Origin of the sequence: Streptomyces olivochromogenes (assembly GCF_001514115.1) — a bacterium.
GTDB classification, from domain to species: domain Bacteria; phylum Actinomycetota; class Actinomycetes; order Streptomycetales; family Streptomycetaceae; genus Streptomyces; species Streptomyces olivochromogenes.
In genome coordinates this window covers 314157-326075 of record NZ_KQ948454.1, presented here as the reverse complement: position 1 = coordinate 326075, position 11919 = coordinate 314157, and the positions used below count along the sequence as shown (strand labels likewise).

Sequence of the window (11919 nt, the reverse complement as noted above, 5' to 3'; positions counted from 1 at the left end):
GACACCGACCGCCGGGGCTCACCCGGAAGGGAAAACCCCGGCGGGCGGCATCCCAGCAAAGATCACCTGGCGCCGATGAGTAAGGCGTACCAGAACCACTCCGCAGGAGGACCCAGTGGCGAAGGCAAAGTTCGAGCGGACTAAGCCGCACGTCAACATCGGCACCATCGGTCACATCGACCACGGTAAGACGACCCTCACGGCCGCCATTACCAAGGTGCTGCACGACGCGTTTCCGGACCTGAACGAGGCCTCGGCCTTCGACCAGATCGACAAGGCTCCTGAGGAGCGCCAGCGCGGTATCACGATCTCGATCGCGCACGTCGAGTACCAGACGGAGACCCGTCACTACGCCCACGTCGACTGCCCCGGTCACGCGGACTACATCAAGAACATGATCACGGGTGCGGCGCAGATGGACGGCGCCATCCTCGTTGTCGCCGCGACGGACGGCCCGATGCCGCAGACCAAGGAGCACGTGCTCCTGGCCCGCCAGGTCGGCGTTCCGTACATCGTCGTCGCCCTGAACAAGGCCGACATGGTGGACGACGAGGAGATCCTGGAGCTCGTCGAGCTCGAGGTCCGTGAGCTGCTCTCCGAGTACGAGTTCCCGGGCGACGACCTTCCGGTCGTCAAGGTCTCGGCGCTCAAGGCCCTTGAGGGCGACAAGGAGTGGGGCCAGACCGTCCTCGACCTGATGAAGGCCGTCGACGAGAACATCCCGCAGCCCGAGCGTGACGTCGACAAGCCGTTCCTGATGCCGATCGAGGACGTCTTCACGATCACCGGTCGTGGCACCGTCGTCACCGGTCGTATCGAGCGTGGTGTCCTCAAGGTCAACGAGACCGTCGACATCGTGGGCATCAAGCAGGAGAAGACCACCACCACGGTCACCGGCATCGAGATGTTCCGCAAGCTGCTCGACGAGGGCCAGGCCGGTGAGAACGTCGGTCTGCTCCTCCGTGGCATCAAGCGCGAGGACGTCGAGCGCGGCCAGGTCATCATCAAGCCCGGTTCGGTCACGCCGCACACCGAGTTCGAGGCCCAGGCCTACATCCTGTCCAAGGACGAGGGTGGCCGCCACACGCCGTTCTTCAACAACTACCGTCCGCAGTTCTACTTCCGCACGACGGACGTGACCGGCGTTGTGACCCTCCCCGAGGGCACCGAGATGGTCATGCCGGGCGACAACACTGAGATGACCGTTTCGCTCATCCAGCCCGTCGCCATGGAGGAGGGCCTGAAGTTCGCCATCCGTGAGGGTGGCCGGACCGTGGGCGCCGGCCAGGTCATCAAGATCAACAAGTAAGTCCTTGTTGGCTTGACAGCCTGGTAGCTCCTAGCGAGCTCCTTGAAGGGGCCCGTACGACTTCGGTCGTACGGGCCCCTTTGCCGTGCCCGTCGCGCACACTGCGTGCGTGGATTCCCCGGACCTGGGCGCGGTGGGCCGTCGGCCGCTGCCGGCGAAGCCGGTTCTTCCGGACGCGGACGTGGCGGCGGCACATCGGCGTGGACCCGCCGATGCCGTGGAGGCGCGGTGGCGGCAGCCGGCGCTGGTGTGGCAGTGGCGTCGCGAGCGGCAGGAGGTCCTCCGGCCGGGGGTGGGTTACCCGGGCATCGTGCACCTCGTCGAGGTGGCCCGCGCGGAACGGGCACTGCGGCAGCTGTATCCGTACAACAGCCATTGCGCCGTGCGTCTGAGCAGCCGCACGCGGTATCCGTACGCGCTGCGGGCGCCGAGCGTCTTGCCTCGGCACGACGGGCGCTTCCGGGTCTTCGTGGCACGCGGGGGGACTCTCCGGGGCGAGACCGGCACGGCGGAAGCGGCCGTCGCCCTGGTCGTGGCCCACCTTCCGGCGGGACTCCGCCCGGCCGTGGCCGGCACCCCCTGACGATCTTTGCCGATGACGGCCTTGGCGAGCCGATGAAGGTCTCCGTTGGCCGATGACGGCCTCCGCAAGCGTGATGACGGTCTCCGCAAGCGTGATCACGACCTACGTAAGCGTGATCACGGGCTCCGAAAGTATTCGACGCCGACGACCCATTCCCCCCGCGTGACCCTCCCTCCACTATTTGTCATGCCGCTGAGCAAATTCGTACGCCGTCGGGCGAGGGGTGAGGCATGTCTGGAGACGTCAGTCGCAGGACCGTTCTCGGTGCCGTTCTCGGTGCGGGGCTCGCGGCGTGGCCGGGGTCGTCGGGAGTGGCCTGGGCGGACGGTGGGCGGCCGCGGCCCACCGACCCCGGCGCGTACATCTCCTTCACCGGCGGAGCGTTCTCGCTGGTGGGCGCGCCGGTCGTGGTCTCCCCGGAGGACCACCCCGGAGTCGTACGGGTGGCGGGTGACCTCCGTGACGACCTCGAACGGGTGACGGACGTACTGCCCGGTGACGGGATGGCCCGGGAGGTCGTGCTGGTCGGGACGATCGGACGCAGCCCGCTGATCGATGGCCTGATCGCCACCGGCAAGCTGGATGTCACGGGCGTGCGGGGACGGTGGGAGACCTCCCTGCAGACCGTGGTGGAGCGGCCGATGCCCGGCGTCGACCGGGCCTTCGTCCTCGCGGGCAGCGACCCCCGCGGCACGATCTTCGGCGCGTACGACGTCTCGTACGGCATCGGCGTCTCGCCCTGGTACTGGTGGGACGACGTACGCCCGGTCCACCGCGACGCGCTCCACGTGCTGCCGGGGCGGCACACACAGGGCACCCCCGCGGTGAAGTACCGCGGGATCTTCATCAACGACGAGAACCCGGCCCTCGGCACCTGGGCCCCCGCCTACTTCGGCCCCGGCAAGGCGCCCGGCCATGACGGCGGCTTCAACGCCGACTTCTACGCGAAGGTCTTCGAGGTACTGCTGCGCCTGAAGGCGAACTACCTGTGGCCGGCGGTGTGGGGCCGCGCCTTCGCCGAGGACGATCCGCGCAACCACGCCCGCGCCAAGGAGTATGGGATTGTCATGGGCACGTCTCACGAGGCGCCCATGATGCGGGGCATCGAGGAGTGGAACCGGCACGCGGTCCCCGCCGTGCGCGACAGCTCCGGAACCGTCGTCACGCCAGGCCATGACCCGTACGGCGGTACGGGGGAGTGGTCGTTCCGCCGCAACGCCGACGCGCTCAAGGCGTACTGGCGCGACGGCATCCGCCGGATGGCCGACCAGGACTTCGAGGGCGTCGTCACCCTCGGGATGCGCGGAAACGGCGACACCAGCCTGCCGGACGGCGACGGCGTCGAGCTGATGCGGGAGATCATCGACGCGCAGCGGACGATCATCGCCGAGGTGACGGGCCGAGACCCGGCTTCGGTCCCCCAGGTGTGGACGCTCTACAAGGAGGTCCAGCGGTACTGGGACCGCGGGCTGCGGGCTCCGGACGACGTCACCGTCGTACTGACGGACGACAACTGGGGCAACATCCGCAAGCACCCCGACCCGGCCGAGCCCGCGCGGCCCGGCGGTTACGGCCTCTACTACCACTTCGACTACGTGGGCGCGGGCCGCGACTACAAGTGGGTCGACACGACCAACCTGCCCAACCTCTGGGACCAGCTCCACCAGGCGCACGCGTACGGCAACCACGGGCTGTGGGTGACGAACGTCGGCGACCTCAAGGGCAACGAGCTGCCCACCGAGTTCTTCCTCGACTACGCCTGGAATCCAGGCCGTTGGGACGACCCTGCCGCGCTCGGCGAGTGGGAGAGGCGGTACGCGCGGCAGAACTTCGGCGCGGAGCAGGCGACGGCGATCGCGGACGTACTGGCGACGTACGGACAACTCCAGTCGCGCCGCAAGCCGGAACTCCTCAACCGCCGGATCACCCTCGACCCGGCATCGGGCGCGGTGGCGTACGACGACCGGGCAACTCCCTTCCACGGCCGCGAACTCGAGCAGGTCACGCAGGAGTGGCGGACGCTCGCGGTACGGGCCGGGCGGATCGCGCGACGGCTGCCGGACTCGGCGCGGGACGCGTGGTTCGAGCTCGTCGGTTACGAGGTCGAGGCGACGGCCAACCTGTACGAGCTGAGGGAGGCCGAGTTCACGAACCTGCGCTACGCCGACCAGGGCCGGGCGGCGACGAACGGCCTGGCCGCGGCGGCGGAGGCGGGCCTGGAACGGGACTTCGCGCTCGCCGAACGCTTCAACCACGGCGTCGCGGGCGGCAAATGGGCGGGCTTCCAGACGCAGCCGCACATCGACTACGGCGATGTGGCGCGCTACGGCCCGAACGCGAGCTGGCAGCAGCCGGAGCTGAACAACGTGGCACTGCCGGACGTCCTGTTCCCCGCGGTGCGCCGTATCGAACTGCCGCCGGGCGCCGAGCTGGGGGTGGCGGTCGACGGTTCCCCGGGCGCGGAGGTGGTGCTGAGCCCGTACGGGACGGGCCCGGCGCCGTACATCGAGGTGTTCAACCGGGGCCGGGACGCCTTCGACTACCGGATCGAGGCCTCGGAGCCGTGGATCACCGTGGACCGTCCGCGCGGCAGAGTCCGGGACCAGGTGCGGGCGGTGGTGAGGGCGGACTGGTCGCGGGCGCCGCACGGCCGTACGCAGGCCCGGATCACGGTGAGCGGCGCGGGAGCCTCCGTGGTCGTGCCGGTGATCGCGGAGCACCCGGCCGCCCGTGGGCTGCGGGGATTCGTCGAGGCGGGCGGGTATGTGGCGATGGACGCGGAGCACTGCGTACGGGCGGTGGGCACCTGGCGGCGGGTCGACCGGATCGGCCGCACCGGGGCGGGCATGACGCCGTACCCCGTGACGGCCCCGCGCCGGACGCCGGGCGGCACGGCCTCCCCTCGCCTGGAGTACGAGGTGAGCCTGTTGAGCGCCGGCACGGTGACCGTGTGGGCGTACCTGTCCCCGCGCAACCCGGCCCTCCCGACGGGCGGCCTGCGCTACGCGCTCTCCTTCGACGACGCGCCGCCGCGGACGGTCGACATCCACGCGGCCACGGGAGCCGACGACGGCCTGATGAACAGCCAGTGGGCCCGCAACACCTCGGACAACGTGAACGTGACGTCGACGAGGCATGAGGTTGCCGCTCCCGGGGTGCACCGCCTGAAGTTCTGGATGGTCGACCCGACGGTGGTGCTGCAACGGCTGGTGATCGACACGGGTGGGCTCGGGCCGACGTACCTGGGCCCGCCGGAGAGCCACCGCGTGGACCGGGGTGTCACCAGGTGACCGGCAAGGCCACCGGACCGCGGATCATCGTGCGCTGCCGGAAGGGGACCTGATCGGCGGGCACGGCGAGGCGCAGCCCGGGCAGGCGTTCGAGCAGGGTGTCGATCAGCAGCTCGATCTGCATACGGGAGAAGACGGCGCCCGTGCAGAAGTGCGGCCCGTTGCCGAACGACACATGGGCGCCCGCGTCCCGGTCGAAGTCGATCCGGTCGGGGTCGGGGAAGACGTCCGGGTCGCGGTTGGCGGCCAGGTAGGAGACGTAGACGGCGTCGCCCGCGCTGACGAGGGTGCCGTGGATGTCGACGTCCTGCGTGGCGATGCGGGGCAGACCGACGGCGGCGCGGTGCGGGATGTGGCGCAGGAGTTCCTCGATGCCCGCCGGGCGGGAGGCGGGGTCGTCGCGGAAGCGTTCCAGCAGGTCGGGCCGGGTGAGGAGGAGGTAGAACATCTGGCCACTGTTGTTGGTGACGGCCTCGCCGCCGATCTGGAGCGGCCCGGCGACACTGATCGCCTCCTCCAGGCCGAGCTCGCCCCGCCGCACGGCACCACCGAGCAGGGACAGCACGTCCACGTGGTCACCGTTGCTGTCGTTCTCGCACTCGCTCTCGCTCTCGCTGTCGCGTCGATCGCGGACGGCCTCTCCGATCCACCCGAAGAGCCCCTTCTTGGCCTGCTCGGAGGCCTCGGCGCCGCCCGCCGTGCTGATGATCTCCCGCGTCCAGTCGTGCAACTTCTGCCGCTCGTCGACGGGTACGCCCATGACCTCGCAGACGACGTTGATCGGGAAGGGTTCGAGGACCCGCTCGACCAGGTCCGCCGGGGGGCCGTCCGCCACCATCCCGTCCACCAGGGCGTCGACCATCTCCTGGGCACGGGGGCGCAGGCGCTTCACGGCGCTCACGGTGTAGGCGGCCGAGACGGCGTTCCGGAGCCGGTTGTGGTCGGGCTGATCGGCCCAGGCCAGGGCCCCGGGGCGCGGCGCGAAGTGCGGCGCCAGTCGCGTGACCTGCCGGACGGAGGCCTCCCGCCGGCTGAACCGGGGATCGTTCGTGATCATCTTCACGTCGTCGTAGCGCGTCGCCAGCCACGCCCAGCCCTCCCCGTACGGAAGCCGGATCCGCGTCAGCGGCCCCTCCCGCATCAGCTCCGCGAGCACCGGCTCGAACTCGGTGGCGCTCAGCTCACCGGCGGGCCAGTCCCGAACAGGGGGAAGGGGCTGCTCGGGCCGCTCGGCGAGTGTGCCGGTCTCTTCTGCCATGCGTTCAGCATCATCGGGCGGGAGTGAGGTGTCGCGCGGGAGTGCTCCAGGCGGAGCAGCGGAATGCCTTCGTCGTGCCTTCGTCGCCGCGGTCCGGCTTACTGGTTCGGGTACCGGGGCAGGTCCGCGGTCGAGATCGTCCACTCGGCGATGGTCACGTCCTCGCCGTGGATGAAGTCCTTGCGGGTGACGATGCGGCCGCCGGGGGTGCGTTCGCGGGTGCGGCGGAGGTAGCCGTGGGTTTCGAGTTCGCGCAGGGCAGCGGCGATCCGGGTGGGACCTTCGGGGAAGCGGACGGCGAGGGTCTTGATGTCGACGCGGGCGCCGGTGGGGAGCGACTGGATGTAGACGGCCAGCCCGATCGCGAGTCCTGAAAGCTCCGGGTGCTGGGCGAGGTGGTTGCCGATCACCGTGAAGCGGGTGGTGTAGCGGGTGTTGTCGTGGATGACACCGCCGTGACGGGCGTGCGGCTGCCGCGTGTGTTGGTGGGGGTGGTTTTGCCCGCGATACGGACTGGGCGCGCGTGGGCACGCTAGGGTTTTCGGTGTCCATCGGGAAGCTCCTACTTCCTCGATGGTCAGGCCCTCGCAGGGATCGCTAGTCCCGGCGGGGGCCGTCGCATTGTCTGCCGCATGTCTGCCGCATGTCTGCGGTCGTGTTCTGTCGCGCTGAGCGTAAGGCAGGCAACCGGCCCCGAATCCACCCGAGTTGGGCATATTCACTCGCGGGAGTGAGTTTGCGCGGCGGTCACCGTTTCGGCGGGCGGGAGGGGTGGGGCTTGGTGGGGTTCCTTTCTCCCCGTGCTTCTTGGGGAAGAGCGTCGGCCGCACCGGAACACGCTCCGCCACGCTCCGGTGATGCGAGAACGCCGGGATACTCCCGCTCCCTCATATGAGTACGGACACTCATGTGCCGTCTCCTGTAGCGGGGTTGAGTGGAGCCATGCTCTCCCTCACCGGCCTCGGCGACTGGCCGAGCCGCCCCTCGGAATGGCCCGATTCCGGTCACTCTCTGCCAGCGGCCGTCTGTGAACTGTCACAGCCGATAGCTGGGGTTGCTGGTGAAGCTTCGGCTGTTTTGGCTGTACGGGGGAGAGATTGTGCTGCCGAGCGATAGTGGGACGGCGTCCAGACCGTCAACGCCGGATTTGCACACCAGACGGACTTCTCCGACCTGGTGCAGAACGGCGCGATGGTCAGTTCGCGGCCGGGGAAGCCGTCTCGTCGGCCTTGATGTCGAAGTTGATCTGCTCCCCCTGGACGGACGTCACCTTGACCGTTACACCCAAGGTGCTGCCGTCTTTCGCCGTGAGTTTGCATCGGGTGGTGGTACCGACCTTGCCGGCGAGGTCCTCGGGACAAGTGATGTTCGGCTTCGGCTGGTTCATCGTGGCGGCGAGCTTTTCGGCGACGATGGTGGCCAGCTTGTCCGCAGACATTTTTGGCGTGGACGTTCCGACGTTGACCGAGGCCGAGCAGCCGACGAGCAGCGCGCCGACGGCTACGGTCGAGAGGATCGAAGTCGCCGCGGACAACCGGCTTGTGGTCATGGTGGACTCCGGTGTGGGGGGATCATGACGAGAAGAGTCAGGAAGCATACTTGGCGGCGATGCGTCGGCATGCTGGAGGGGCTACCTGGCCGAGCCGGAATGGTCGACGCTTCCGCAGCCAGGCTCCGTGCGCACGCCCCCGCTGACGGGTTGCCCCAGCAAGGCCCGGCCCGGTCGACGGACAGCCGGATGCATCCGAGTGAAAGATCACCGACCGGGTGGGACGACGCCGGTCGGTCCGTTCAACGGTCCTCACTTCCGCATGAGCATGTTCAGGACATGTGCAGGAACTTGTTCAGGACGAGGGTGGAGGCGCCGGCGCTCAGGAACGGTCGATAGGGTGCACGAAGATCTTCCGTGGTCTGCCTGTTGGGCGAGAAACGGACGAGGCGCGAATGCAACGGGGGTTGCCCATGGGGTCCGGAGTCGGTGGCGAGCCGAGACTTGCGAGTTCGGCGAGCGACAAGACGCGCGCGGCGAAGTTCATGGAAGAGCACCTGATGCCGGACACTCAGGCAGCCGCCCGCATGGCGGACGGCGGTGGAGCCCCAGTGCGGCCACCGTTCGTGGGCCCGGTGGCCCCCGCGAGCCCCCTGATCAAGCAGGACACCGGGCTGAAGGGGCTCTCCGGCTGGGCCTCGGACCAGGCTGTTTCCGACGCGCTGACCGCCTGGCAGGGGCAGGCGAACCGGCTCATGGCGCGGCTGCAGCAGGAGGTGAACGCGCTGCACGGCACGAAGAACCTCTTCCACAACCAGGACACCGCCGTCGGCGCGCAGGCGGCCGGGGTACGGCCCCCCAGCAGTTTCGACGGCATGTGACGGGGCGGCCATGACGCTGAACTACCAAGACGTGATGACGGCCGATCTGTCTTCGCTGGCGGACGCTTCCGGGGCGTGGAAGAAGATGGGCGAGCGCTTCGGTGAACTGAAGACCGACTATGAGAAGCACGTGCAGGGCGTGCTGGGCAACGGGAACTGGCAGGGACTCGCCTACGGCGCGCAGCAGCAGAATGCCTCGGCCACGACCTTCGAGTACGGGGCGGCCAAGGCGGAGGCGCTGGCCATCGCCAGTCTTCTCGCGGATGCGCACGCCGAACTGACCCGCCTGCAAAAGGCGGTCAAGGACCTAGTCCACGATGCCGAGGCGAAGGACTTCAAGGTCGACAGCTCCGGCAAGGCGACTTACGTCGGGTACGACAACCTCTCCGAACAGGAGAAGTACGCCCTTCACCACGACCCCGACTACGCCCAACTGCAGTCCGACGCACGCGTGAAGGCTCAGGGCTGGACCGACGACATCGCGAAGGCGGTCAAGGCCGTCGACGACGCCGACCAGAGCGTGAAACGAGCGCTGGTCCGCGCGACGAGCGACGTTTCGACCGACGGTCTCGGGTTCGGCGGTTTCAACGCGCACGCCGTGGGCGACCTCGCGAAAGCCGGTAAGCCGGACCCCAAGACCACCACGAAGACCGACGGGTGGGTCTCCGATGGCGAGAGCGAGGCCTCTGGCCCCGGCGTCGGGACAGAGGTCTCCGGGCCCGATACCGGTGCCGGCAAGCTGGGCGAGGCCGAGGCGCATGCCGACCTCGGCCGCGCGAGCGCGGAGGGCTCGCTCACCAACGGCCCGTTCAAGCTCGCCGGGGAGGCCGAAGCCTATGCGGGCGCAAAGGTCTCCGCGGCCGGCGGCATCACCAACGAGGGCCTCCAGGGGGAGGCCAGCGTCTTCGCGGGTGGCGAGGCCTCGGCCAAGGGCCGCGCCGACGCCGGTTTCGTCGGGTTGTACGGTCGGCCGGAAACCATGGCGGGTGCCGAGGCAGGGGTCAACGCCGGGATCGGACTTGAGGGGCTGAACGCGGGAGCGGAGGCGTTCGCAGGCGCGAAGGGTGGTCTCTCCGGGGGCGCGGACATCGGCGGCATCGGAGCGGGCGGGACGCTAGAGGGCTGGGCCGGTGCCGGGGCCGAGGCCGACGCCACCCTCGGCAAAGGCGAGGACGGCAAGTGGAAGGTCGGCGCGACGGTGGGCGTCGCCGTCGGGCTCGGAGGCGAGGTGGGCTTCGAATTCACCGTTGATCCTGGGAAGATCGCCGACACCGCGGGCGATGCGGCCGACGCCATTGGCGATACGGCCCATGCGATCGGCAGCCTGTTCTGATACGCACTCCCGCAGACCGACTGCCGTAGGCACACTTCCGTAAGAGAGGAGGGCCCTGGATGCCAACGACCCTGCCCGTACCGATCGAGTTCGAACTGCCGGAGGGCTGGCACGCCGCACCTCCGGACGAAGCCGGCGCACCAGGTGCGGCGTTCGTGGCGCTGCATCCGCACCCGGATGCCGGATTCACCGCGAACATCACGATCGACGGCGAGTTCCGTCCGGACGCGGCGGCACTGCCCGAGATCGCCCAGGAGTCCGTAGAGCGCCTGCGTCAGACCGCCATGTCGGTCGAGATCACCGGACGCCGCGAGATCGGCTCCGCGGAGGCGCCGGGCCTCACGCAGACGCTCGCCGTCTCGGCTGTCGTCGGCGGCCTACTGCGCGACCTCGTCCAGTCGCAGGTCTACCTGTCCATGCTGGACGTCGCCGACCCGCGCAAACGGTCGGTGATCCGCCTCGTCCTGACCGCCACCGCGTCCCAACACCCCACCGTCCTGGACGACTTCCGGGACTTCGTGCGCACGGTTCGGCCGGACACGGACACGGGCGCGGGTGCAGCTTCATAGGGCGTCCCGCGGAAGCGCACCCGCGCCGAAGCGCGCCCCGACGCAGCGGCAGATCTTTGCGCCGACAATCCCACCACTCATAGGTTGATCTCATGGGACTCTTCGACAAGCTGACCGGAACCAAGCGCCCGGCCGACGGTGTCGCCCCGCGATCCGCCGCCGAGGTCCGCGCGGCGCTGCTCGGCCTCAACCGCTCCGACGTCCCGTACGTCATCCGGGACGGCCGCGCGGAGGGCGCCGACCTGGTGGGGGAGTGGCGGATGCTGGAGCCGGCCTGGCAGAGCTTCTTCGCCCGTACCCGGGTGAGTCGGGTGTTCCAGGTCCGTATGCGCCTGGTCCCGGAGAAGAACGAGGTCCGCTCCCTGGACCAGCAGTACGAGGTCACCTGGGTCGGCGACACCCCCAGGCTGGCCATCTCGGCCGGGGCCCAACGCGGCCAGGTGCAGACGGTCTCGAAGCAATGGACGCTGGGTGGGGGGACAGGCGGCGGCCTCGAAGCGACCGAGACGTTCAGCTTCGACAGCTCTGAGCTCAAGAATCCCCTGCAGGACGCCGTCCTCGGCGCGGGGTGGACCTGGCGGGGAGTCGTCACCGGCAAACTGTGAGGCTGCCGGGACCCCGAGCAAGGGGTACTTCCTCCAGTACCGGTGCCGACCGGTACGTCTGGCTTCATGGGCGTCACGTACTGTGCATGGACGACTGCTCACCGTCAGTCGGTGCCCGAGTCGATCACCCCGAGGTCGGTCGGAGCGGTCCTCGCCGAGGCGTGCGGGCCGCAAGGGTTTGACCTGCGTCACTCAAGGGGTACGATCCTCGGCTCGATTGGCCAGCCCCCCACCCCGTATGGCAGACTGTCGGAGTTGCTCGGTCGAGTGCCGATGCTGCGCGCCTCCCGCCGGGAGGACTGGAAGCGAGTCCCACAGTACTCGTCGCCCGATCTGTCGTCAGGCAGCGCTCGGGCGGACGTACGGGAATCTTCCGGGAAGTGTCAGCGGGGTGCAGACCAGGCGCCCGGTGGTCACGCATTTGGAATATCGAATGCAGCCTGCCCCCGGTCCTGCGGTTGTCTTTTGGGCTGAGCCGCGTCCCTTGGTAGGGAAATCCCTTGTGGATATCCCTGTCAGCAGGAGCGCGACACACCCGACCGCGTGGGTCGGAGAGCGGGACATCTGCCCCCGGGCACCAGAGCGTTTTCACGAGACAAAGG

At 69.1% G+C, this 11919-nt stretch carries 10 protein-coding genes; 7 read left to right on the top strand and 3 right to left on the bottom strand.

Annotation, left to right across the window (positions count from 1 at the left end; translation table 11 throughout):
- Positions 1–115: 115 nt before the first annotated feature.
- The 3 genes from tuf to AQJ27_RS13910 all read left to right on the top strand — a co-directional run bounded on the left by tuf (position 116) and on the right by AQJ27_RS13910 (position 5182).
- Positions 116–1309: an elongation factor Tu gene (tuf, locus tag AQJ27_RS13920; RefSeq protein ID WP_067367134.1), complete on the top strand. Its 1194-nt coding sequence runs from the start codon at positions 116–118 to the stop codon at positions 1307–1309.
- Positions 1310–1418: 109 nt separating this feature from the next.
- Entirely contained in the window at positions 1419–1892 is a 474-nt protein-coding gene (locus AQJ27_RS54680; RefSeq protein ID WP_159064353.1) for a DUF6193 family natural product biosynthesis protein, read from the top strand.
- Positions 1893–2122: 230 nt separating this feature from the next.
- The gene (locus AQJ27_RS13910; protein WP_067367130.1) at positions 2123–5182 is read left to right on the top strand and encodes a glycosyl hydrolase 115 family protein; all 3060 of its coding nucleotides are present in this window, start codon (positions 2123–2125) and stop codon (positions 5180–5182) included.
- Here AQJ27_RS13910 and AQJ27_RS13905 read toward each other — a convergent pair.
- The 3 genes from AQJ27_RS13905 to AQJ27_RS13895 all read right to left on the bottom strand — a co-directional run bounded on the left by AQJ27_RS13905 (position 5172) and on the right by AQJ27_RS13895 (position 7989).
- The gene (locus AQJ27_RS13905; RefSeq protein WP_067367127.1) at positions 5172–6440 is read right to left on the bottom strand and encodes a cytochrome P450; all 1269 of its coding nucleotides are present in this window, start codon (positions 6438–6440) and stop codon (positions 5172–5174) included. The two genes, AQJ27_RS13910 and AQJ27_RS13905, sit on opposite strands and share 11 nt — an antisense overlap.
- Positions 6441–6538: 98 nt before the next feature.
- Positions 6539–6850, bottom strand: a complete 312-nt coding sequence (locus AQJ27_RS60785; RefSeq protein WP_425275205.1) for a hypothetical protein — start codon at positions 6848–6850, stop codon at positions 6539–6541.
- 785 nt (positions 6851–7635) lie between these two features.
- On the bottom strand, positions 7636–7989 hold the full coding sequence (locus AQJ27_RS13895) for a DUF4333 domain-containing protein (protein WP_067367124.1): 354 nt from the start codon (positions 7987–7989) through the stop codon (positions 7636–7638).
- Between the two features lie 413 nt (positions 7990–8402).
- Between AQJ27_RS13895 and AQJ27_RS13890 the strand changes: the two genes are divergently transcribed.
- The 4 genes from AQJ27_RS13890 to AQJ27_RS13875 all read left to right on the top strand — a co-directional run bounded on the left by AQJ27_RS13890 (position 8403) and on the right by AQJ27_RS13875 (position 11317).
- On the top strand, positions 8403–8810 hold the full coding sequence (locus AQJ27_RS13890; protein WP_067367121.1) for a hypothetical protein: 408 nt from the start codon (positions 8403–8405) through the stop codon (positions 8808–8810).
- Between the two features lie 10 nt (positions 8811–8820).
- The gene (locus AQJ27_RS13885) at positions 8821–10143 is read left to right on the top strand and encodes a hypothetical protein (RefSeq protein ID WP_067367118.1); all 1323 of its coding nucleotides are present in this window, start codon (positions 8821–8823) and stop codon (positions 10141–10143) included.
- 59 nt (positions 10144–10202) lie between these two features.
- Positions 10203–10712: a hypothetical protein gene (locus tag AQJ27_RS13880; protein ID WP_067367116.1), complete on the top strand. Its 510-nt coding sequence runs from the start codon at positions 10203–10205 to the stop codon at positions 10710–10712.
- A gap of 92 nt (positions 10713–10804) precedes the next feature.
- A complete protein-coding gene (locus AQJ27_RS13875) occupies positions 10805–11317 on the top strand; it encodes a hypothetical protein (RefSeq protein WP_067367113.1) in 513 nt (170 codons plus the stop codon).
- The last annotated feature ends 602 nt before the right edge of the window (positions 11318–11919 follow it).

What these genes read in the sequence shown, in the direction of transcription:
- AQJ27_RS13910 (WP_067367130.1), top strand. Translation starts at nt 2,123, where the DNA reads ATGTCTGGAGACGTCAGTCGCAGGACCGTTCTCGGTGCCGTTCTCGGT.
- AQJ27_RS13905 (WP_067367127.1), bottom strand. Translation starts at nt 6,440, where the DNA reads ATGGCAGAAGAGACCGGCACACTCGCCGAGCGGCCCGAGCAGCCCCTT.
- AQJ27_RS13895 (WP_067367124.1), bottom strand. Translation starts at nt 7,989, where the DNA reads ATGACCACAAGCCGGTTGTCCGCGGCGACTTCGATCCTCTCGACCGTA.
- AQJ27_RS13890 (WP_067367121.1), top strand. Translation starts at nt 8,403, where the DNA reads ATGGGGTCCGGAGTCGGTGGCGAGCCGAGACTTGCGAGTTCGGCGAGC.
- AQJ27_RS13885 (WP_067367118.1), top strand. Translation starts at nt 8,821, where the DNA reads ATGACGCTGAACTACCAAGACGTGATGACGGCCGATCTGTCTTCGCTG.
- AQJ27_RS13880 (WP_067367116.1), top strand. Translation starts at nt 10,203, where the DNA reads ATGCCAACGACCCTGCCCGTACCGATCGAGTTCGAACTGCCGGAGGGC.
- AQJ27_RS13875 (WP_067367113.1), top strand. Translation starts at nt 10,805, where the DNA reads ATGGGACTCTTCGACAAGCTGACCGGAACCAAGCGCCCGGCCGACGGT.